Origin of the sequence: Actinomadura pelletieri DSM 43383, from assembly GCF_003634705.1 — a bacterium.
Classification (GTDB): Bacteria; Actinomycetota; Actinomycetes; order Streptosporangiales; family Streptosporangiaceae; genus Spirillospora; species Spirillospora pelletieri.
This window is the reverse complement of record NZ_RBWU01000006.1, coordinates 63721-84990: the sequence shown is the minus strand read 5'-3', so window position 1 is coordinate 84990 and position 21270 is coordinate 63721. Positions and strand designations below refer to the sequence as shown.

General features: G+C 66.3%; 20 protein-coding genes, 1 tRNA gene, 1 pseudogene and 1 CRISPR repeat array. Of the genes and pseudogenes, 8 read left to right on the top strand and 14 right to left on the bottom strand.

The window, feature by feature from the left end; translation table 11 throughout:
- The first annotated feature begins 35 nt into the window (after positions 1-35).
- Positions 36-527 (top strand): inorganic diphosphatase, encoded by a 492-nt coding sequence (locus BZB76_RS25615; RefSeq protein ID WP_117404483.1) that lies wholly within the window; start codon positions 36-38, stop codon positions 525-527.
- 264 nt (positions 528-791) lie between these two features.
- Here the strand turns inward: BZB76_RS25615 and BZB76_RS25610 are convergent, their stop codons facing one another.
- Positions 792-1943, bottom strand: a complete 1152-nt coding sequence (locus BZB76_RS25610; protein WP_246007209.1) for a C40 family peptidase — start codon at positions 1941-1943, stop codon at positions 792-794.
- Positions 1944-2147: 204 nt separating this feature from the next.
- Positions 2148-3872: an RNA polymerase sigma factor gene (locus BZB76_RS34320; protein WP_147449544.1), complete on the bottom strand. Its 1725-nt coding sequence runs from the start codon at positions 3870-3872 to the stop codon at positions 2148-2150.
- Positions 3873-4196: 324 nt separating this feature from the next.
- Between BZB76_RS34320 and BZB76_RS25600 the strand changes: the two genes are divergently transcribed.
- Together BZB76_RS25600 and BZB76_RS25595 are read left to right on the top strand one after the other, a co-directional pair.
- Positions 4197-4856 carry a MerR family transcriptional regulator gene (locus tag BZB76_RS25600; RefSeq protein ID WP_121436999.1) on the top strand — a complete coding sequence of 220 codons (660 nt, stop codon included), beginning with the start codon at positions 4197-4199 and terminating at the stop codon, positions 4854-4856.
- Positions 4853-7216, top strand: a complete 2364-nt coding sequence (locus BZB76_RS25595) for a VIT domain-containing protein (RefSeq protein WP_121436998.1) — start codon at positions 4853-4855, stop codon at positions 7214-7216. Before BZB76_RS25600 ends, BZB76_RS25595 begins: the two co-directional genes overlap by 4 nt.
- A gap of 760 nt (positions 7217-7976) precedes the next feature.
- Here the strand turns inward: BZB76_RS25595 and BZB76_RS25590 are convergent.
- From BZB76_RS25590 to BZB76_RS25585, 3 genes are all read right to left on the bottom strand, one after another.
- Positions 7977-8234, bottom strand: coding sequence for a hypothetical protein (locus BZB76_RS25590; RefSeq protein WP_147449543.1), 258 nt, complete (start codon positions 8232-8234; stop codon positions 7977-7979).
- The gene (locus BZB76_RS34945; RefSeq protein WP_170180752.1) at positions 8234-8392 is read right to left on the bottom strand and encodes a hypothetical protein; all 159 of its coding nucleotides are present in this window, start codon (positions 8390-8392) and stop codon (positions 8234-8236) included. Before BZB76_RS34945 ends, BZB76_RS25590 begins: the two co-directional genes overlap by 1 nt.
- 65 nt (positions 8393-8457) lie before the next feature.
- Positions 8458-8889 (bottom strand): hypothetical protein, encoded by a 432-nt coding sequence (locus BZB76_RS25585; protein WP_147449542.1) that lies wholly within the window; start codon positions 8887-8889, stop codon positions 8458-8460.
- A gap of 279 nt (positions 8890-9168) precedes the next feature.
- On the opposite strand from BZB76_RS25585, the gene BZB76_RS25580 reads away from it, so the two are divergent.
- On the top strand, positions 9169-10473 hold the full coding sequence (locus BZB76_RS25580; protein ID WP_121436995.1) for a helix-turn-helix domain-containing protein: 1305 nt from the start codon (positions 9169-9171) through the stop codon (positions 10471-10473).
- On the opposite strand, the gene BZB76_RS25575 is transcribed toward BZB76_RS25580, so the two are convergent.
- A complete protein-coding gene (locus tag BZB76_RS25575; protein WP_121436994.1) occupies positions 10470-10667 on the bottom strand; it encodes a helix-turn-helix domain-containing protein in 198 nt (65 codons plus the stop codon). The two genes, BZB76_RS25580 and BZB76_RS25575, sit on opposite strands and share 4 nt — an antisense overlap.
- 298 nt (positions 10668-10965) lie before the next feature.
- Positions 10966-11145 (bottom strand): helix-turn-helix domain-containing protein, encoded by a 180-nt coding sequence (locus BZB76_RS25570; protein ID WP_121436993.1) that lies wholly within the window; start codon positions 11143-11145, stop codon positions 10966-10968.
- A 664-nt stretch (positions 11146-11809) separates the two neighbouring features.
- Here BZB76_RS25570 and BZB76_RS25565 point away from each other — a divergent pair.
- Positions 11810-12166, top strand: coding sequence for a GNAT family N-acetyltransferase (locus BZB76_RS25565; protein ID WP_170180751.1), 357 nt, complete (start codon positions 11810-11812; stop codon positions 12164-12166).
- Between the two features lie 584 nt (positions 12167-12750).
- Here BZB76_RS25565 and BZB76_RS25555 read toward each other — a convergent pair.
- Positions 12751-14214, bottom strand: a complete 1464-nt coding sequence (locus BZB76_RS25555; RefSeq protein ID WP_246007208.1) for an MFS transporter — start codon at positions 14212-14214, stop codon at positions 12751-12753.
- 90 nt (positions 14215-14304) lie between these two features.
- Here BZB76_RS25555 and BZB76_RS25550 point away from each other — a divergent pair, with 90 nt between their 5' ends.
- Positions 14305-14697 (top strand): MarR family winged helix-turn-helix transcriptional regulator, encoded by a 393-nt coding sequence (locus BZB76_RS25550; RefSeq protein ID WP_121437439.1) that lies wholly within the window; start codon positions 14305-14307, stop codon positions 14695-14697.
- Between the two features lie 195 nt (positions 14698-14892).
- On the opposite strand, the gene BZB76_RS25545 is transcribed toward BZB76_RS25550, so the two are convergent.
- The 3 genes and pseudogenes from BZB76_RS25545 to BZB76_RS36070 all read right to left on the bottom strand — a co-directional run.
- Complete coding sequence (locus BZB76_RS25545) at positions 14893-15303, bottom strand: hypothetical protein (RefSeq protein ID WP_121436991.1); 411 nt, start codon at positions 15301-15303, stop codon at positions 14893-14895.
- Positions 15304-15387: 84 nt separating this feature from the next.
- On the bottom strand, positions 15388-16176 hold the full coding sequence (locus tag BZB76_RS34315) for a hypothetical protein (protein ID WP_147449541.1): 789 nt from the start codon (positions 16174-16176) through the stop codon (positions 15388-15390).
- Positions 16177-16741: 565 nt separating this feature from the next.
- A CRISPR array of direct repeats spans positions 16742-17297; the repeat unit is 30 nt; unit sequence GTTGCGACCCCTCGTAGGGGCGATGAGGAC.
- Positions 17298-17579: 282 nt separating this feature from the next.
- Positions 17580-17819 (bottom strand): annotated as a pseudogene (locus BZB76_RS36070) (FtsK/SpoIIIE domain-containing protein); the annotation flags it as partial.
- Between the two features lie 35 nt (positions 17820-17854).
- Here BZB76_RS36070 and BZB76_RS36065 point away from each other — a divergent pair.
- Positions 17855-18295 carry a tyrosine-type recombinase/integrase gene (locus BZB76_RS36065; RefSeq protein WP_281273920.1) on the top strand — a complete coding sequence of 147 codons (441 nt, stop codon included), beginning with the start codon at positions 17855-17857 and terminating at the stop codon, positions 18293-18295.
- On the top strand, positions 18296-18724 hold the full coding sequence (locus BZB76_RS36060; protein ID WP_121436989.1) for a tyrosine-type recombinase/integrase: 429 nt from the start codon (positions 18296-18298) through the stop codon (positions 18722-18724).
- A gap of 52 nt (positions 18725-18776) precedes the next feature.
- Here BZB76_RS36060 and BZB76_RS25525 read toward each other — a convergent pair.
- The 3 genes from BZB76_RS25525 to BZB76_RS25515 all read right to left on the bottom strand — a co-directional run bounded on the left by BZB76_RS25525 (position 18777) and on the right by BZB76_RS25515 (position 21133).
- A tRNA-Thr gene (locus BZB76_RS25525) sits at positions 18777-18852 on the bottom strand.
- A gap of 65 nt (positions 18853-18917) precedes the next feature.
- Positions 18918-20435: an alpha/beta hydrolase gene (locus BZB76_RS25520; protein ID WP_246007207.1), complete on the bottom strand. Its 1518-nt coding sequence runs from the start codon at positions 20433-20435 to the stop codon at positions 18918-18920.
- A 68-nt stretch (positions 20436-20503) separates the two neighbouring features.
- Entirely contained in the window at positions 20504-21133 is a 630-nt protein-coding gene (locus BZB76_RS25515; RefSeq protein WP_170180749.1) for a TetR/AcrR family transcriptional regulator, read from the bottom strand.
- Positions 21134-21270 lie beyond the last annotated feature (137 nt).

Below are 21270 nucleotides of genomic sequence, written 5' to 3'. Positions count from 1 at the left end.
TATTCACTGCCCGCGTGCAGGGAGCGGAGGACATCTTGGATTTCGACGTCACCATTGAGATCCCGAAGGGCCAGCGGAACAAGTACGAGGTGGACCACGAGACCGGTCGCATCCGTCTCGACCGCATGCTCTTCACCTCGACGCAGTACCCCGCCGACTACGGGTTCATCGAACACACCCTCGGGGAGGACGGCGACCCCCTGGACGCGCTGGTCCTCCTGCAGGAGCCGACGTTCCCCGGCTGCCTCATCCGCTGCCGGGCGGTCGGCATGTTCCGGATGACCGACGAGGCCGGTGGTGACGACAAGGTCCTCTGCGTGCCCGCGACCGACCCCCGCATGGAGCACATGCGCGACATCCACCACGTCGCCGAGTTCGACCGCCTGGAGATCCAGCACTTCTTCGAGGTCTACAAGGACCTGGAGCCGGGCAAGTCCGTGGAGGGCGCGAGCTGGGTGGGACGCGTCGAGGCCGAGCAGGAGATCGAGCGTTCCCTCAAGCGCGCGGCGGACCTGGGCGGCCACTGACCGATGACCGTGACCGAAGCGACCCACCCAAGGCGACGCCGCGCCCGGTCGACGGTCCGCCTCCGATCCGCTGGACCGATACAGACGCGACGAGCCGGGACCCGTGGACGGCGCTGACTCCGCTCCCGCGCCCAAGCGACACGACTCGCAGCGAAACGGCTTACAGCGACAGGGCTCACGCAGAACCCTTCCGCATGAACGTTCTTGCGGAAGGGTTCTCGTCGTCCTGGGGGCACGCACCCTTCCCGATGTTCGGGGTGCGCTTCAGCCCGCCGGACGGGTCGCACCGATCAGGTCCCCTCGGTAGATGCTGGACACGCGCACGCGCCCACCGCTGAAGGGCGCCTCGACCATCCGGCCCCTACCCAGGTAGAGGCCCACATGGTGGATCGTGCCGGGATCGGACGTGTCCTTGGCGAAGAAGACCAGGTCGCCCCGGCGCAAGTCGTCGACGGGAACGTGCGGCCCGGACGTCCACTGAGTACCGGTCCAGTGGTCGAGCCGTACACCCGCCTTGTGCCACGCGTACATGACCAGACCAGAGCAGTCGAAGCCCACTGTTCCCGCGCCCTGTGCCACTCCATGACTCGGACCGTCGATCGTTCCGCCACCCCACGAGTACGGAGTTCCAAGCCACTCCAGTGCCGCCCGCACCGCGACCGCACCGCGCACCGCCGCGGAGGACGGCTCTGAACCAGCGAACTCCGCACGCACCTTACGAGCTACCGCCTTCTCCAACGCCCGTTCCCGCGCACGCTTGACCCGGGCCGCATGAGCCTGCGCCCGCCCGAGCCGCCCCTCCAGCCGCCGTTTCTCCGCCTCGATCCGTTGCACGGCCGCCCGCTGCCTGTCCACCGCGTCCTGAGCGGCCCGTTTGGCCTCGTCCGCGCGCTTCGTCGCGGCACTCTGCTCGACGAACGCGACCTGGGCTTGGCGGCGAAACACGTCGGCGACGATCCGGGACGCCCGCACACGCTCCACCACAGCCGCCCGACGTCGGGCGACCATCTCGACCATCACGGCACGATCCATGTAACCCTGCGGGCCACCGTGTCCGGCGAGCGCCGACGGCATCCGCCCGGGGCCGATCCCGCCCTGATAAACCTGTGCCGCGAAGGACGCAAGCTCCCCTCGCGTCTCCTCCATCCTCCGGTCGGCGCCCACCACCCGCACCTGGTTCTCCGCGTATGCCTCTCGGGCACGTTGCAGCTTGAGCCGCTCACCGTGATAGCGCTCTATCGCGGCCTCGGCGGCAACGGTGAGCCGGTCCAGTTCACCGTCCGCCTGCGCGAGCAGGACCTTCGTCCGACCGACCTCGGCAGCCCGCTCCCTGACGCGGTTCTCGCTCCGTTCGACATCGCGAGAACTGGGCGACGGATCGGCGAGGGCGGCACCGGAGCACGTGACCGGTGACACCACGCCCACACCCACGGCAAGTCCCACAGAGAAGGCGAACCGCCGCAGCGCCGCACCACGAAAGAGGGTCGAGAACACTCGGCCGGTCTCTGTCGCACCAGATGCCATGAGCACGTCCTCCCCACGGCCCCTACCACCTAGCGCAAAAGATCACCTACGGAACGTAGTCGACTCGACCAACGGCAAGTACACCGCGCCGCCCTCTCAAGGACTGGAAGGCGGCGGAGCGGGTCCGTCACTCGCGAGCGGCGATTCGGCGGGCGGCGGCTCCGGAGAGGACGGAGGCTCCGTACTGGAGGGCGTCGCCTCACCCGGCCGATGAGTGGCGGACGGTGTGGGCGAACCACCAGAACCGGAATCCGTGGGCGTCGGCGAGGGCGTCGGCTCCGGCCGCGGCCCCGCCGCCTTGGGTCGCCAAGCAACATGCACATGGACCCCGCCCGGGGAGAATGTGATGACTCCCTCCCCACGAGAGTCCGGCCGGCGCGAAACCTGCACCCGCACGGTCACGCCCTTCCCAGCTGAGAGTCGTCCCGCCGCCGGATCCACTCGAAGAGGCCCACGGCTCTTCGCCGCCCACGACACAGTTCCACCCACAGCTCGCAGTTGAACGGACCCACTCGACTCCCCCGCCAGGTCAACGTAGAGCGGAGAAACCCCCAGCGTGCCCTTCTGGACGGATCCAGACGGCTCGACCGCAACTCCAGAAGGTGGTGGCGACTCTTGGAGTGCCGTAGGCGGCGCGGACGACACCCGCGCCCCCAACGGGAACGTGGCGGAGACCGGAGCGAGGTCAAGGTGCCCGACTGCTTCCGGATGGTCCGGAGACGGTCGTGCAGTCTCAGGCCGCTGCGAAATTCCGGGAACCACGGTCGGTCGCGGACCAGCGAGTGTGTCCGCGTCGCGCCCACCCGTACTGGACAGCCCGAACATGAAAGCGATCGCCGCCGCAGAGGCGACGGCCATGACCACCAGTACCGCGACGATCCGTACTGCCTGGGCTCCAAGACCCGTCGGTCGGGGAACGTCCTCGTCCAAGGACGTCCCCACCAACCGGGCTCCCGTACGCACCAGACGCAGCCAGACAGGACACGAAGCCCTGAGCGGCCGTACCGGTCGCCTGGACTGGACCGGGAAGCCATCAGCCGCGAAGGCGGTGAGCCGTGTCGCGACAAAGACCTGGTACCCGACGAGTTCCGGGTCGAAGAAGCAGTTCATGACCCGAAGCCGCAGTTCCGCCGCCGGACGGGCCTCCGGTAGAAGCCCGTACACCTTGGCGGCCGAAACCGTCCGGGGACGGAACGCTCCGCAGACGGAACACTCACCCGCATGCCGCATCAACCGACCGTTCAGCTCGCGGTCGAAGCCCTCCCTCCGCTCCCGAAGCAACCGGGCACGCTCAGCACAGCCGTAAGGACCCTGGTGCGCGAGTATCTCCGCCGTCAACGCCTCTTCCAACTCAGCGTGCGCCTTGTCGAGCGCTTCCTGAGCATCCTTCGACGACACGTCGAACACGGCGGCCAGATCAGTTATGGACAGCTTGTGCCGGACCCTCAGATCCAGAATTTCCCGTGAGGTTGCCGACAGCGAGCGAACCGCCTGCCATGCCACAACGCGTTGATCGACGTCATCCTGGTCATGACTGGCGACCGGCATGTCCGGCGACTGCCCCTCGGGCGGCAACCGACGCGCGCACTCCACCCGGGCCAGGGCGTAGAGCCATGCGCCGAACCGTTCCGGGTCACGCAGTCTGCCGATGTGCGCCTCGGCCACGATGAACGTGTCACGCAACGCCACCTGCGCCGCGTCCCGGCAACGCAACTGAAACCAGCAGTAGGAGTACAGACGTTCGGCATGGGCGTCATACATGGCGGCGGGGGCATCGGGGTCGCGCTCACGCAACGCCTCGACCAGAAGACGGTCGCTCATACCCCAGAAAATAAAGGCTTCGAGCGCTCTTCACCGACCAATTCAAGAGACCGATCCAGGATACCGAACCCCATTCTTACCCTTCCTCACACCTTTTCCTAGAATGTCACGTAAGGCCACCGCCACAGCCCCACCCACAAGGCGGCCACACTCCACCAACCAGGACAATATCTCCTCAACCAATCAATTATATACGTCACTAGCCGACAATTCCCCCACAATTGCCACCGACACACACCCCCGACGCCCGCCCACCCCACCGATCGCCAAGTCGATCTCCAATCCACCTTGACACTGTCACGATGACAGTGTCACCATCTCCTCATGGACGGCACCTGGACGATCGGCGAGCTGGCGGAACACGCCGCCGCGGCGCTCTCTGCGGACGGGTCCACGCAGGTCAGCGGCCGGGTACGCGACCTGCCCAACGCACGACTGATCCGCTGGTACACCACCATCGGCCTCATCGACCCGCCCCTGGGCCGCCGCGGCCGAACCGCCCTCTACGGCCGTCGCCACCTCCTGCAACTGGTCGCCGTGAAGCGACGCCAGGCCACCGGCCGCTCCATAGCCGAGATCCAGGTAGAGCTCGCCACCGCCACCGACGAGACCCTGCAACGAATCGCCGCCCTCCCAACCCCACCCGCCGCCGCCCCAGCGCCACCCGCCGCCTCAGCCCCACCGTCCGACCGAACGGACAAGCCCTCCCGCCCCAACTTCTGGAACGCGCGTCCTGACGTGTCATTTCGCCAGGCAGCCCTGTCCGACGACTACGGCGAGCCGCCCCCACCGGTCGTCCAGGGAGTAAGGCTCGCCCCCGACCTCACCCTCCTTCTGGACGTTCCCGTCCTGAACGGCGACGACCTGGCCGCCATCGAGAACGCCGCGCGCCCGCTTCTCCAAGAACTGCGGCGGCGCGGTCTCATCAGTGCCTCGGAAAACCCCACGTCCCAGTCCGCCCGTCCCACCCGGAGGTCCCAGTGACCGTGCGCATCCTGCCGCTACCCGACACCGAGCCCTCCGACCCCGACCACGGTCTGGGCGCGCTCAGCACCGAAAAGGGCAACCTGCCGCTCGACTCCGTCGACATACACGCCACGATCACCGGCCTGGCCGCCGGAGTGGAAATCATCCAGGGCTTCCACAACCCCCACGACATCCCACTGGAAGCCACCTACGTCTTCCCGCTGCCCGACCGAGGCGCCGTCACCGCACTACGCCTGGAGGCCGCCGACCGCGTCATCGAAGGAACCCTGAAGGAACGCTCCCAGGCCAGACAGGACTACGACACCGCGATCGCCTCCGGGCAGCGCGCCGCCATCGCCGAAGAAGACCGTCCCGACGTCTTCACCATGCGGGTCGGCAACATCCTGCCGGGCGAACGCGTGACAGTCAGGCTGAATCTCGACCAGCCCCTCCCCCACGAGTCGACGACCAGCGCCACATTCCGCCTCCCCCTGGTCGTCGCCCCCCGCTATATCCCCGGAGCCCCCCTGGAGGGTGAACGCACCGGCTCAGGAGTAGCCGACGACACCGACGCCGTCCCGGACGCCTCCCGAATCAGCCCACCCGTCCTCCTCCCGGGCTTCCCCAACCCGGTCTCGCTGGCCATCACCGTCGACATCAACGCAGCCGGGCTCCCACTGATCCAGCTCCGCTCAGCCCTGCACGTGGTGACCGAGACCAAGGACGACGAAACCACGACCGTACGACTCGCGCCGGGCGACCGTCTCGACCGCGACTTCATCCTCCGCCTCGACTTCGCCGCACAGGAGAGCGCGGCCCTCACCCTCGTCCCAGACGACTCAGGCCAAGAAGGAACGTTCAACCTCACCGTGCTCCCCTCCGGCGAGACTCATCCGAGCCCACGCGACGTCGTGCTCGTCCTCGACCGATCCGGCAGCATGCACGGCTGGAAGATGGTCGCCGCCCGCCGCGCCGCCGCCCGCATCGTCGACACCCTCCACACCGACGACCGTTTCGCCGTCCTCTCCTTCGACACTGTCATCGAACGCCCCCGCGACCTCTCCCCCGGCCTGGTGAACGCCACCGACCGCAACCGCTTCCGCGCGGTCGAACACCTGGCGACACTGGAGGCACGCGGCGGTACCGAAATGCTGTCCCCGCTAGACGAGGCCTGCCGCCTCCTGGCCGACTCCACAAGCGATCGCGTACTGGTCCTGATCACCGACGGCCAGGTCGGCAACGAAGACCAACTCCTCGCCCACCTGGAACCTCAACTCCGTGGCGTCCGCGTCCACACGGTCGGCATAGATCGAGCCGTCAACGCAGGCTTCCTGAACCGACTAGCGACCATCGGCCAAGGCCGCTGTGAACTCGTCGAGTCCGAAGACCGCCTGGACGAGGCCATGGAGTCGATCCACCACCGAATCACCGCACCCCTCGCCACGCACCTCACCCTCCACCCCGAAAACCTGGAAATCATCCCCGACTCAGTGGCCCCCGCCAGGCTCGGCGCCCTCTTCCCCGGCGTCCCACTGCTGATCGCCGGCCGCTACCGCGGCACCCCCTCCGGCTCCCTCACCATCCGAGGCACCACATCCACTGGACACACCTGGGAACAACAAGCCACACCCACCGTCACCAAGGCCCCCGCCACCCGATCCATCTGGGCCCGCGCCCACCTCCGCGACCTAGAAGATCGCTACACGGCAGGCGGCCCCGACACCCTCGAACAACGCATCATCGACACCTCACTCCGCTTCGGCGTCCTGTGCCGCTTCACCGCATTCGTGGCCGTAGACGACCGCGTGGTCACCACCGGCGACACCCCACACCAGGTCATCCAGCCAGTGGAAATGCCCCAAGGCTGGGCCGCCCCGGCAGCGGCCGCCCCCATGGCGATGCCCGCCGCCTTCTCCCCCGCCCCAGCACCCCTCACAGCCACCCCACCCCCATCCCCCGGCGGCCCACCACCGGCCTACGGCGCCGCACCCCCCGCCCGCCCCTCCGGCGCACCCCGCGGCAGACGAACCGCAAAGCCGAAACCGCCGTCCGCCACCCCCCAGACGCCCATCGCCGCCTTCCAACAGGAACTGAAGAACATCCTCACCCGCCTACGCCAGGTTCCCAACACCCACGACCACCGCATCCACCACCTCATAAACGAACTTCTCCCCAACCTCGAATCAATCGTCCAACGCATGGAAGCCCAGCACCAGAACGCCAAGCCCCTCACCGACCTCCGCGACGACCTACGCCGCCTGACCCCCACCTCAGACCAAGCCACCACCAACGACCTATGGACCCGCACCCTCCAGCTCCTCGCCTCCCAAGCCGGCGAAAGCACCCCCCGCCGCCCCTTCTGGAAACGCCCCAAGTAACCGACCCAGCCCACCAGAACCGCCCTCAAACAACCAACCAACGACCACAACCAGCCGCACCCACCAGCCGCTCAACACGACCAGAAGGACACCGCCAAACGACGGACCCAAACTCCATGGGCCCCAATCCGGGCTAGGGGCCCATGGAGACCAACGGCCAGCGTTCCACCGAGAAACCGTCCCGAAAACCGCCGAGGCTGAGTAACAGAGCAGCAGGGAGTGCAGCATCCAGAAGTACACCCACGCGATTTCAAAGCAGCGGATACTTCACGACCAGCCAAATCACCCACACGATGTCTTAGAGACCTGCCGGTAGGAACCCCCTACTCAAAGGTCCGGGACGATCTTGTAGGCGGCGCAGCGGCTTGGGGGCCCGCTTCCACTCCGCCGTCGATAGGCGGTGCTGATCCATCAGCCGTCAACGACCGGCCTCCCGACAGGTGATCCACACCTGCGACAGTTCAGTGCTGTCATCACGGACGACGCACCCAGCCACCTCAGAGTGTGACCTTGAAAGGGGCAACGCGGTCGACAGGCGGGGATCGACGGCGCCCCCCGGCTCACTCGGATCCGCTCGTCCGTCGCAGACGCCACGACGCCGGGCGACGGCCTTCGTGATGATGTTGCTGAGCTGAGCGACCCGCTCCGGGGCCTTGGCGGTGACACAGCCAATACCGCGACTCCGGCACAATCTCGTCCCCCTCAACCGCCTGACCGTGGCCAATGCCTGGGCCAGGTCCGATCATGCTCGCGCTGCTACTCATGCGGAAGCCATGGCGGAGGTGTCATGGTCTCCCCTCCGCCATGGCTGCTCGACCGGTTCGATGGCCACGACGTACAGCAGGAACACGGCCACTTCGCTCGGATCGGTCCCACGAACCTCGGTGCACACGGCAGACCGGTCGACGTAGTCGGCCACCTTGCGCTTCGCGTGCCAGGACGGCTCGACCTCATGCCATCGAAAGTCCCAATCCGGGAACTGCGCGCGCAGCCGTTCCAGCTTCTCCTGCCGGGACATCACGGCCGCCACCCCCGGGCGGACATGCGAGCGGACATGATCTGCTCGCCGAGCTTCTCCGGATCCGTGGCCTGCACCAGGCACCGGCCGTCGACCATCGCCCACCACAGCCCGGTGTAGACCCCGAACCACGCCAGCGCGCCGAATCGCCGCGCCACCTCGGCGGCAGCCTGAGCCCGATACTGTTCAACGGTCCAGTGACCGTGCGCGTACCTCGTCCCACTCACCGACCGCACCCCCCACCACGCACGCCGGGCGCGATGGACACCGAGACGGCCTGCGTGATGAGGGATGCCAGCCCGGCCGAGTCCTGCGCCTCCGCCGCCGTGTGCCCACCCAGCCACTCGTCACCACGGTCACGCGAGGCGACCCACGAGACACCCTTGCCTTCGGCGTACTCGATCCGCCAGCCGGGGTGTGCGGCGCGCAGCCGCGTCAACTCCTCCAGCACGCCCGGGTCCATGGCGCCCGCCTTGTCAGACCGGCCATCCTCGGCGTCGAGTTCGGCCTCCGCCCGCTCGACCGCCCTGATCTGCCTGCCGAGCCGCTCCGCCGACTCGGCACGCAACCACCCCACACCCCCACCGACACAGAACCGATCGCTCTTCCGGAACGCCTCCCACGACAGCTCCACCACCGGCAGATGCTGAAACACCCAGTCCCCGTGCGCAGCACCCAACCGCGCCAGAGCCACCGACACTTCCGCGTCACCGGGCAGCGCCGAATTCGCTACCTTTCTCACAGCCGGGACCTCACTTCCGGTCAGACCCCGGGCACGGTGCCGACACACCGCCCGGGGTCGTTCTGCGTGTCCGGAGACACCGTTCGGCCTCCACTCGACCGCATCCGGCGTTAGCGTTGAAGAGGGTGCCTGGTGCCATGCGGAGCTGGCACCACCAGGCAGCGGGTCATCCCGGACGAAACGGATAAGGCGATGGCGGCATTCGGGGAGCGGCTACGCGCGCTCATGGCCGAGCGAGGAATCAGTCAGCGCGAGCTGGCCCGGCGGGTGCCGTGTAACAGCGGCTACCTCTCCCGGCTTGCCAGCGGCAAGAGAGTTGCCTCCGAGAGCTTGGTCCGCAAGCTCGATGATCTTCTAGACGCGGACGGCGACCTCGTGGCCCTCGCTAGGACGGCGGACCACACGGGCGTGCGTTTAGGCTCAGTCACCGCTCGCGGCGTTAGCGTTGAGACATCGGCACCCCCGCACGCAGGAGATGACGACGACGTGAAACGCCGCGCAGCGCTCCAACTCTTGGCCGCGCTCGGGGTGAGCACGGCGACTCTCGGCGCCGAGCCGCTTCGCCATCTGGCGGACCTTGCCCTCACGGCCGAACCCCGCGATTTGGACGACTGGCACCTAGCATGCGTGGATCATCTCCACGCGCTCCGGACCCGAGCAGCCACACAGGCCCGCAAAGACCTGGTCATCGATCTCCTCGCCCTCGATCGTCAGCTCGACGCCGCCCCCGCCGGGGACGTGACCGAGTTGCAAAGGGTCAAGGGAGCTCTGGCGATGCTGCACGCCCACCTGCTGTCCCGGCTCGGTGACCACGGCGCCGCCATTCGCTGGTGGCGGACAGCCCGCGCCGCCTCCGATTCCAGCGGCGACCTGGACCTACGGCTGATGGTTCGCTGTGAAGAGGCCGGGGTCGGGCTGTATGGGCAGCGCGACGTCGGGACGGTATTGACCCTTACGCACTCCGCTGAGCGTATCGCCGGGGACGGCGCGTCATTCTGGAAGGCAGACCTTGCCGGGACCCGGGCCAAGGCTTTCACCCTGCTCGGCCAGCATGATCAAGCAGTTCAAGCGCTCAACAGCTATGTCGGTTACGGCGAACCCGATGCGCCCACCAGCATCCTCCCCACCCTGTGGACCGACGACCAAGCCCATTTCGCTCAAAGCTGGGTGCACGCGGGCGCTGGCGACGAGGCCGCGGCCGACCGGGCGCGGGACCTCGTGCTGGCCCGCAGCGGCGACCGCCAATACGCCGCCAATGTCCGCTTGCACGAGGCTTTGTGCACAGTGGTACAGGGCGGAATCGATCGGGGCGTAAGGCAGGCCGCGATCATCCTCGACACGATCCCCGCCGCCTTCCGAACCCAAATGATCACCGAGGTCGGTCGCACTGTCCTGAACGCCGTCCCTTATGAACAGCGGCACCGCCCGGCCGTCCGCGAATTCCGCCACGTACTCACCACCACCGCACCCAAACCCGCCCTCCCTCCGGCCACCTAATAGACATCCAGCACCAAAAGAGGGCGCGGCAACGAATACGGGCGGGGCACAACCCGTGCCCCCGCCTCCACCTGCGCGATATGGGACCGGGAGTAGCGAGCACGCTGCGCCAGACCGTGCTGGGTGAGACCACGCCGCTTTCGTGCACGTGCCACCCGAACACCAATGGCATCGGAGCCACCATCCTCAGACATAGGCCGCGCCTCTCCTGGTCGTCGCACATTCAGGCTACGAGACAACGCCTTCGCACGTCCTAGATTCCTCGCCTTCCGGCGAACCCAGCGATATGCACCAGGACACCCACCCAGGCCAAAAACCCGTCGACACAGCTCACCACCTCCTGCCGCCTGCCAAACCCAAATGATCATCGCCGTCGGCCGCACGGGTTTGAACGCCGCCCCCCAAGAGCAGCGGCACCACCCGGCCGTCCGCAAATTCCGCCACGTACTCACCACCACCGCACCCAAACCCGCCCTCCCTCCGGCCACCTAATTAGACATCCAGCCCCAAAAGAGGGCGCGGCAACGAAGACGGGCGGGGCACAACCCGTGCCCCCGCCTCCACCTGCGCGATATGGGACCGGGAGTAGCGAGCACGCTGCGCCAGGCCATGCCGTGTGAGACCGCGCCGCTTTCGTGCACGTGCCACCCGGACACCAATGGCATCGGGCATACCATCCTCGGACGTAGGCCGTGCCTCTCCTGGTCGTCGCACATTCAGGCTACGAGATAACGCCTTCGCACGTCCTAGGTTCCTCGCTTTCCGGTGAACTGGGCGGTATACATCAAAGCCACTCCTACCCTGATCAAACACCCATCGTTGCGGCAACCCGCTACCAGACGACTCCCGCCGCCTCTCGAACCCAAATGATCACCGAAGTCGGCCGCACAATTCCGAACGCCGTCCTCCATGCACAGCGGCACCCCTGACCGTCCGCGACTTCCGTCACGCACTTACCACCACCGTGCCCAAACCCGTACTGCCTTCGGCAGCCGTCCCAACTTCTTCTGGTAATACAGGAAGTGGTTCTGGTCACCGCCGACGTCCATCCAGCCAGAACGCACAAGTACCTAGTGGGCTCGCGTGAGACAGGTGTCCGGGGGGAATGCCGAGGAAGCAGAGCGGTGAGTGCTCGGTACGACCAGGTCTTTGGAAGCAGGCACCAGCCGTGATCAGTTTCTGCACCACACGGCCTCGCAGGCACGTCCCCTAGTCGAAACACTCGTTGTGATCGAGCGCGAGGTCTACGCCACTCAAGAGGCCTCGGTGTTCCACAGCGAAGAGCGCTATCGGCGTCAGCTCAGCGGGCCCATGACGGCCCCCAGGCTGGGAGTTGGTGACGGCCCACGATGGCGAGGAGATCGTGGGCTACGCCTACGGCTTTTCACTTCAACCCGACACACACTGGTGGCAGGGCCTGTTGACCCCCCTGGCCGAGGAGACGATACGGGAAACGGGGAGCCGAACGCTCGCGCTGTCCGAGCTCATGGTGCGCGCCCCGTGGCGTGGGCGAGGCATCGGGCGCGGCCTCCACGACGAGCTGCTCACCGGGCGCAACGAGGAACGGGCGACCCTGCTCGTCGAACCGGGCAATACCGAAGCAAGAGGGCGCTACGCCCGATGGGGATGGACCGAACTCGGACGTCTCCGACCTCCTGGGAAGGCGCCCCCGAGTTTCAAGCCCTGCTCCTGACACTGTCGTGATTCCGTCCGCTCGCCCCGCAATGGCGGGCAGGGCATGGCGTACGCCTGCACGACACACTGCTGGACGGCCGGGGCAACGAAGCATTGGCAGGCCCGTCCGGTAAGGCAGAGCCGCGCATGACCGGCGCGCCCACTTACACCGTCGCCCGAGAAGTCGGTCTCGGACCACAGCGTTCGGACGCCTGAATCCCACCGGTATATCTCAAGCTTCATGGAACGTCCTGCACGATGGTCGTGATCTGTGAAGCGCGGGCGCCCTACCCGGCGGGATGGTCTCGGCGACCGAGGCACCGGGCGACACCACTGGTCTGCGAGGGCAACGCCCTGGCGCAAAGCGCATACGCGCGGCGGGCTTGGCGCAAGGTGGGAAAGGGAGCAGCCACTCGCCGACCCGCCACACTTCAATGTGCTGAGCGTCGACGCCGCTCGACGGCATCGACACACCGTAGGCCTGGATCCGCCTCCCACGTGACGGCGCAGATTCGGACGACATCCTCAGAGTTACCGGCAGACCGAACATGAGACGGGGACGCGCTCGCGGTGAGCGCGTCCCCGTGTGGCCAGTCGGTCCGGTTATGCGTGCTTTGGACGGTAGCGGCCCAGAAGCGGCACCAGGTTCAGGATCAAGCCGACCACGGCAACAACGCTGACCAGGTTGGCCCCCGGGTGGAACTCGGCGAAGTTCTCGCTACCGGGCGCGGTTCCGTCCGCGACCAGAACCGTAACCACCGCCAAGACCAGGGCGGCACCGACCTGGGCCGACGTGTGGACGAGACCGGACGCCAGACCCTGTTCCGAGTCGTCGATCCCTTCCGTCGCCTGCGCCATGATCGCGCTGAACCCGAACGCGAAGCCGCCGCCCAGCAGCACCATCGTCGGCAGAATCGAAACCAGGTAATTCGGTGTGTTCCCCGCCGTCAACAGGAACCACGCATATCCGAGGCTCAGGGACGTCAGAGCGCTGATGATCAGTTTGGCCGTGCCGAACCGGTTGATCAGCTGCCCGACGAACGGGGACCCGACGGCCACGACGAGCCCGGCCGGCAGCAACGCCAGCGCCATCTTCAGCGGCGACCAGTGGAGAACGTCCTGCAGGTAGAGCGTCATCATGAACTGGAAGCTCAGGTACGACCCGAACAGGGCGATGATGCTCAGGTTCGCTCGCACGATCGACCCGATCCGCAGGATGCCGAGCCGGATCAGCGGGTGCCGCACCTTGTTCTCAGTCACGAAGAAGGCGGCCAGCAGTACCACCGCCGACGCGACCAACCCCAGCGTGATGGGGTCGAGCCACCCACGTTCAGGCGCGGAGACAACCGCGTAGACAGCGAGCAGCATGCCACCGGTGAGCGTCACGGCTCCGACGATGTCGTGGCCGCCACCAGCCGCAGGCCGGTCCTTCGGGATCAACACGAGACCCGCGACGAGCGCAATGAGGGCGAGAGGCACCGGCATCAGGAACGTCCAGCGCCATCCGATGCCCGTCAGCAGACCGCCGAGGATCAGACCGGACGAGTAGCCGCTGGCCCCGAAGACCGAGAACACCGACAGCGCCCGGTTACGCGCCGGTCCCTCCTGGAACGTGGTGGTCAAGATGGACAGAGCTGTCGGCGCGGTGAACGCGGCGGCAAGGCCCTTGATGAAGCGGGTGGCGATCAACAGGGCACCGTTGTTGACGAGCCCACCGATCAGCGACGCCACGGCGAACACAGCGATCGCGATGATGAATACCTTTCGGCGCCCGAACAGGTCTGCGGTGCGTCCACCAAGCAGTAGCAGACCGCCGTAACCGAGGACGTAACCGTTCACGATCCACTGCAGCGACGTCGTGGACAGGCCCAACTCGGTGCCGATGGACGGCAGCGCGACGCCGACCATCGAGACGTCGAGTCCGTCCAGGAACAACACGGCGCACAGGACCGCGAGGACCCCCCAGAGCCGAGGAGTCCAGGTCTGTTCGGCTGGCGCGCTCTTGCTGGTCGGCGCGCCGACGGTAGAGGCAGCTGAGGTGTCAGTGATAGTCACGACGGAGGACACTACATGCACATGCATTCAATGTCCATGCACTAGATTCCTCGGAACTTAATTCGGATGCATCAGATGCGCGCGCATGCTAGGATCCGCGCCATGAAGGCGGAGGCTGCACTCGTCGACCGGTGGCGTGAGCTCGCGACCTGCTACAACAAGCTCGCGTGCGCCCTCGACCGCGCGCTACAGGACGCCCACGGCCTCACCATGAGCGAGTACGAAACGCTCGACCGCCTCGTGGACGCTCAGTGTGACAAGCCCCGCATGCAGGAGATCGCCGCGGCCATGTACCTCAGCCAGAGCGCCCTCTCCCGCACCGTCGCCCGCCTGGAGAAACAGAACTACGTCCGACGCGACCTCTGCGAGTTCGACCGCCGCGGCGTCGTCGTCGCAATCACCGACGCGGGCCGCCGCTGTCATACCGAAGCCCGCGAGACCCACCTGAAAATCCTCGCCGAGCACCTGGCCCCCACTCCCCAGCCCATCGGCTAGGCATCACGTCCCGACAGGGGGCCAGCACTCAACGAGAGCACCGGCCCGCACACGACGAGTCCCAGCCGTCCGCCAGAATGGCAACACCACCCCGACCGGCCGGAGAAGGCGCCTACTCCATTCCAATGTGGCCGCTCACCCAAGTCCCAAAAGGCCGAACGCTCCCACATACAGCGGCCGTGACGTGATGGTCTGTCACCGATCGCCGTACGATTCGTATGCGCGATACTCACCAAGGTCGTCCCGCATCCATACGGGATTTCCCCACTGCCCGCCATGTTCCAGCGAACCCTCGTAGACGACCTCCAAGAAGCTTCCATCCCTATCGTCCATCACCCCGAGTCGCCGATTCCTGCTGTACAAAAAAAGCGAAACACTGGTGTCAGGCTCCCCGTCGATGAGTTGCATCCCCAGCACACCTTCCCAGCACAATTGGAAGCCGTTGCCTTGCGGAGGTGAACTACGAATAAGGCAGGAGAACGCCTCGTCGCCCATCAAGCAATTCTCTAGAGGCTCAGCAAGCTCAATCTCTTCCTGCAGAAGCGCGCTCAACTCCGCGATGAGCCGAACAATCCACCTAGGCCGCGGGTCATCTCCGTTGATCATCCAACCTCCCTCCCATCAACTCGCTAAGCAAGCATGCAGGGCTACAGGCGACCAGCACGCTGACGGGACCCAGCAACCGAGCGGTCAGAGGGCTATGGGCAGAGGTTCGACCCAGCAGGCACTCACCGTCGGAGATAGCTGTTCGCGGGCGTCGTCAGCGTCTTCCTCGGTTAGGAAAACACCAACCGCCGAAACTTCATGCTCGTCGACTCGGGCCATCAGGACATGGACCATGCGGTACTGCTCCCGGCGTACCTGCCCCGGTTGCACGACGGCTTGAACGAGGTCCTGGACTGAGGCTTTTTTCAGACCGTGCTCGATGCCGAACAATGGCTGGACCGGCCATCTTGGCTCATAGTCTCTGGGCGTGTTGACCTCGTTGAAAAAGCTACGCCGGGTGGGGCCGAGAACACCCTCCCGCCAACCAACCGCCCCGCTGACAACGTAACCGGTGCCGCCTCGACTATCCAGCAGGAAAACCCGGCTTCCCAAGTCACGATAGGGGCCATGCAAACCCCGCTTGATCTTCTCAGCTTCTCCGGGACCAGCACACCGGACAGTCAGCCCGTTCAGATCAGTTTCGATCTTGATGGCCTCGGTCCGGTGGAACAGCAGGTCGATGGTGGTCGTATGGTGGTTACCGAGCCCATCATCACCCTCGATGCTGCGAAGCAGCAGTCTGCAGAAACTAGCAGAGTAAGCCTCAAGAAAGAAACGATGCCCACTACGGAAGATCTGGGCGCCCGGCACCAGTTGGTGGTCTTGACTAAGCCACACCCCACCGCTCACGATCTTGAGGATCCCGACGAACCCGACCGCAGTCAACCTTATCGACCCATCAATCCCCGCCCAGCAACCGCCGTTTACACTCACCTCGAATCACCACATTGCCACGTTCCTCTACCTGGCCCCGGACACTCTCTCCCCGACTCGACCACCTTGCAGACGCCCTCGACGAGCTCGAACATGTAAGCGACCAGCACCCGGGCCTCACCGCCCAAGGCCTCCAGACCGAGGACTAAGCTCGCGGGCTGACCGTGTCCGTGCCCCACACCTTCCCCGCCGTCCATAGGATCACGGGCCCTAGTCGCTGTTGCCCTAGCCCGGCCGGCTCCCTCCACCCTGAAGCAACAACAGCGACGCGCCGTCAACGCATCGTCTTTGGCCCTGGTCGGGGCGTCCGGCGCCTGGAGGCGGCGTCGTCCCCTCGACCGGGAACGGTAATCACATCATGCGGACGGCGCGGTGCAGGCAGCGCGTCGTAGACCGCTGCGAGGGGGCCATGCGGTCTTCCCTGCGGCCAAGCGGTGCAGACGGTGCGCTCGGCACGAGCGGCGGCCTTGACCGTGGCCAGGCACAGCGGCTTAGCGAACAGCCCCCTTCCAAGATCGGAAGGGGGCCTTTAGCTGGAGCCACCTTTGATGGCTCCTGACCTGGTTCCGTAAACCCTCGTAGGGGCGATGAGGACCAGATGGCCAAGATGTGCTGCGGACTCTCTGACCCCGGGTTGCGACCCCTCGTAGGGGCGATGAGGACGCCGCTCGGCTTGTCGATCAGCATGGACACCCTCTCGTTGCGACCCCTCGTAGGGGCGATGAGGACGCTGGCTATCGTTGAGCACCCGGCCGGGCCGTTGGAGTTGCGACCCCTCGTAGGGGCGATGAGGACCGGTCTGGCCGCCGGCGCCCTGCGGGGGCTGCACGGGTTGCGACTCCTCGTAGGGGCGATGAGGACCCGCGCGGCGCCAAGCCGCGCGACACGTCGTGGACGTTGCGACCCCTCGTAGGGGCGATGAGGACGACGCACTGGGCGTGGACCCGCTGCGGGACTGGGAGTTGCGACCCCTCGTAGGGGCGATGAGGACGCCCGCGGCCTCCGGCGAGCGCGAGAAGGCAACCGGTTGCGACCCCTCGTAGGGGCGATGAGGACTGGATCTCATGCAGCACGATCGTGACCGGCTTGGTGTTGCGACCCCTCGTAGGGGCGATGAGGACCCCAGGGTAAAGCTGCTGGCTGGCTGCCGCATAGGCGGCCGAACGGGGCGCGAATTTGCAGCGAACCTCCGGTCGTGCGTGAGACCCCGGTGTGTCGCTGAAACGATCAAGACTGATCTTGGTGGTGCCGTGCACCTCGCCAGCATCTCAGAGCGGTGCGGGCTTTCGTGTTCTCTTGGGTCGGGTTCGCTGCCTGTAGGGGCGGGCGGGGACGGCGGGACCGGCCCGGAGAGGCCGCACGCCCGTCGTCCCCGCCCGGCCCCCCCGGCGGCCGCGGAGCGGGCGCCCTTGAAGACGTAGAGAAAGCGCGGTGACGCCGGGCCCCAGGTCAGAGCCGATGCGTTGCCCGCAGACGACGAGGTAGACCGCGAACGCCCGCCCCAGTTGCGCCAACCGCAGCAGGGCCGTAGCCGTCCTGGCCACCTCATCCTTCTCCGACTTGTCCGCCATCAGGAACAACTCGGCGACCTCATCGACCAACACGACGACGGGAATCCACCGAAAGGCTTCCGGCAACGTCCACCAAGAGAGCACGAACGACCGCGCCGCTCTGAGAGATTCGACCGCGTACGCTCGCCAGCTACCGCACCATGATCCGGCTCTACATCAAGCCGCACATCGGCGAGCTTCGACTCCAGGCCGTACGCCCGGCCCGAACCACGAGGCTCTACCGCGACCTCTTGAAGGGCGGTGGCGAGGACGGCAAACCGCTCGGCATCTCGACCGTCACACGGACGCACGCAATTCTCCGCAAGTCGTTCGGTGACGCCGTCCTGGTCGACGAACTCATACCGTCCAACCAGGTCGAGCGGGCCAGGCCAGAAGCGGCGCTGAACGAACCGGGCTCGGTGCGGATGGCCACGCAGCTTCACACGTTCCTGGCAGCCGTCCGTTGGCATCGGCTATTCGCCTTCTACCACCTAGCCGCCTACACGGGTGCGCGGCGTGGGGAGTTGCTGAATCTGCGGTGGTCGAACATCGACGTCGACGCAAAATAGATCACGATCAGCCGGTCCACAAGCGTCATCGATGGCCTCCGCGAGCACAGCAAGAGTCAGGCGGCTGACAAGTTCCTCGTCGGGGAGAAGTGGCGTGGTCCGGAAGACGGCTACGTGTTCGCGACTGGATGGGGTGACCCGATTCTCCCGGACTCGGTCGGCTGGCTCATGACCAAGACCATCCGGGCCTACAACCGGCCGAAGGAGGGGCCGCGTCCGGCTGAGCCGCTCCCCCACGCTCGGGTACACGACCTGCGGCATATCCACGCGACCACGCTGCTCCTGGCCGGTGTCCCCGTCCATGTGGTGGCCGCTCGACTCGGGCATGCCGATCCGGCGATCACGCTCCGGGTCTATGCGCATGTGATCCGGTCGGCCGAGGTGGCTGCCGCGGACATGTTCGCACGGGTCATGAGCGAGGCGGCCTAGACGCCGCTGTTAGCAAGAAGCCCCCTTCCAAGATCGGAAGGGGGCTTTGCGCTGGAGCCGCCTGTCGGAATCGAACCGACGACCTATTCATTACGAGTGAATCGCTCTGCCGACTGAGCTAAGGCGGCGTGCCGTGTGGGGCACGGCGCGATGCAGTCTACCGGGTCCGTGGGGGTGAGTGTGCACTGGTTATCTAGCGGCAGGTGGTGCCGTCCTTCGGTGGGTCGGTGGAGATGAGGTAGTTGTCGGTCGCCTGGGTGATGCAGTGGTCACCCTGGAGGTAGGCGGTGTGGCCGTCGCCGTCGAAGGTGAGGAGGACGCCGCTGGAGAGTTGGTCTGCGAGGCTCTGGGACCACTTGTACGGTGTGGCCGGGTCGCGGAGGGTGCCGATGACGAGGATGGGGGCGGCTCCCTTGGCGGTGATGGGCTTTGGTTGGTCCTTCGTCTGGGTGGGCCAGTAGACGCAGGGGATGCCGCCCCAGACGACGAAGGGGCCGAAGCGGGGAGCGGCCTTCTCGGCTTCGGCGGCCGCCTTGGCGTAGGTGGCGGCGTCCGGGGGGTTGGGCTTGTCGACGCAGTTGACGGCCATGTTTGCGTCGGTCTGGTTGCTGTAGGAGCCGTCTGGTTTGCGTTCGACCATCTCGTCCGCGAGGGTCAGGAGCATCGTGCCGTCGGACTTCTGTATGGCCTGGGTGAGGGCCTGACGGAGGACGGGCCAGTACTCCTTCACGTAGAGGGCCCTGGCCAGGCCCATGACGGCCAGGGACTCGGTGACCTTTCGCGAGTCTCGGCTGTTCGTGAGGGGTGTCTTGTCCGTCTTGGCGAGGAAGGCCGAGATGGTGGCGAGGACCGCGTCGACGGAGTTGCCGAAGCGGCAGGAGCCTGCTCGGACGCAGTCGTCGGCGAAGGCGCGGAGTGCGGTTTCGAAGCCCTTGGCCTGTTCGATCAGGACGTCGGTCGAGGAGAGTGTGGGGTCGACGGCGCCGTCCAGGACGAAGGCACGGATGTTCCGGGGGAACTGCTCGGCGTAAAAGGCGCCCAGGTAGGTGCCGTAGGAGGCGCCGTAGTAGGTCAGCTTCGGGTCGCCGAGGGCGGCGCGTAGGACGTCCATGTCACGGGCGGCGTTGACGGTCCCGACGTGCGGAAGTGCGGCGGATGCCTCTGATTTGCAGTTCTGGGCGAACTCCTGGCCTTCGGTGGCGAGCGCGTCGGTTTCCTTCTTGTCGTCCGGGGACGCGTCGGTGGCGAAGAAGTCGTCGAGTTGTGGGCCCGTGTTGCAGCGGACGGGGGCGCTGCCCGCGACGCCTCGAGGGTCGAAGCCGACGATGTCGAAGCGGTCGCGCAGGTCGTTTCCGAACGCGCGGGCCGCCTGACGGACGAAGTTGACGCCGGAACCGCCGGGCCCGCCGGGATTGGTGAGGAGTGAACCGATCCGGACGGATTTGTTCTGCGCGGGGAGTCGGATGACGGAGATGCCGACCTTCGCACCGGCGGGTTCCGTGTAGTCGAGGGGTACCTGGACGGTCGCGCACTGGAACCCGTCCCGGCAGTCCTTCCAGGAAGGTTTCTGCTGGTAGAACGCTTCGAGGCCGGCCGGAGCGTTCGCGGACGGCACTGACCGTTGGGTGCCACCATCGTCGTTGTTGTTGCATCCGGTGGCCACGGCGAGTGTCGAGACCACGGCGACACTGATGAACTTCGCTGCCCGCACCTGAACCCCGTCTCATGATTGCGGTACGTACACTGGCGCCTACGCTACGACGTCACGATGGGTAAGGGCTACTTCTCTGCGTAGTCGCGTTCGATGCCGTCCAGTAGCCAGTTCAGGCCCTGGGTGAAGTTCTCCCGACCGTAGAGGCCCTGCTCGAAGAGCGGCTTGAGGTGAGGGAACTCGCCACTCTCCAGAAGCGAGCGGACGTACTCCCGCTCCAGGAGGCTGCTGTGGACGCGTTCCTGACCGTTCTCGTGGACGTGTTGCTCCCGCACCGTGTAGCCCAGCATGTAGTGGTCGATGGTGGTGACGATGGCCAGCATCGCCTCGGGATCGGTGGTGAGCAGTGCGGCCGCGGCCAGGGACTGCTCGACATGACGTAGCCCGTTGGGTCCCACGCGAGGGGAACGGTGGGCGAGTTCGAGCATCCAGGGGTGCCTGAGGCCGACCTCGCGCTCCTTGTGGACGATCTGAAGGATCGCCTCACGCCAGTCGTCGGGCAACTCTCCCTCGACCAGCACCTCCTTGGCGACCTCGTCGTACATGAGGTCGAAGATGTCCTCTTTGGCATCGATGTGGGTGTACAGGCTCATCGCACGGACGCCCAACTCGTTCGCGATACGGCGAATCGACACCGCGTTCAGGCCCTCGGCGTCGGCGATCTTGATTGCGGCCTCGACGATCGCCGCACGCGTCAACTTCGGGCGGCGTCCGCCGCGAGGACGCGTCCAAACATCGCCTGACCTTGCCGAACCTGCCACATCTCGATCTTACGCGATACACCGTATCGATACGGTGTACGGATCTGCTGATACGGTGTACGGTGGTGGCGATA

What these genes read in the sequence shown, in the direction of transcription:
- BZB76_RS25545 (WP_121436991.1), bottom strand. Translation starts at nt 15,303, where the DNA reads ATGATCAACGGAGATGACCCGCGGCCTAGGTGGATTGTTCGGCTCATC.
- BZB76_RS25550 (WP_121437439.1), top strand. Translation starts at nt 14,305, where the DNA reads ATGAAGGCGGAGGCTGCACTCGTCGACCGGTGGCGTGAGCTCGCGACC.
- BZB76_RS25600 (WP_121436999.1), top strand. Translation starts at nt 4,197, where the DNA reads ATGGACGGCACCTGGACGATCGGCGAGCTGGCGGAACACGCCGCCGCG.
- BZB76_RS25590 (WP_147449543.1), bottom strand. Translation starts at nt 8,234, where the DNA reads ATGTCCCGGCAGGAGAAGCTGGAACGGCTGCGCGCGCAGTTCCCGGAT.
- BZB76_RS34320 (WP_147449544.1), bottom strand. Translation starts at nt 3,872, where the DNA reads ATGAGCGACCGTCTTCTGGTCGAGGCGTTGCGTGAGCGCGACCCCGAT.
- BZB76_RS25580 (WP_121436995.1), top strand. Translation starts at nt 9,169, where the DNA reads ATGGCGGCATTCGGGGAGCGGCTACGCGCGCTCATGGCCGAGCGAGGA.
- BZB76_RS25570 (WP_121436993.1), bottom strand. Translation starts at nt 11,145, where the DNA reads ATGCCCGATGCCATTGGTGTCCGGGTGGCACGTGCACGAAAGCGGCGC.
- BZB76_RS25575 (WP_121436994.1), bottom strand. Translation starts at nt 10,667, where the DNA reads ATGTCTGAGGATGGTGGCTCCGATGCCATTGGTGTTCGGGTGGCACGT.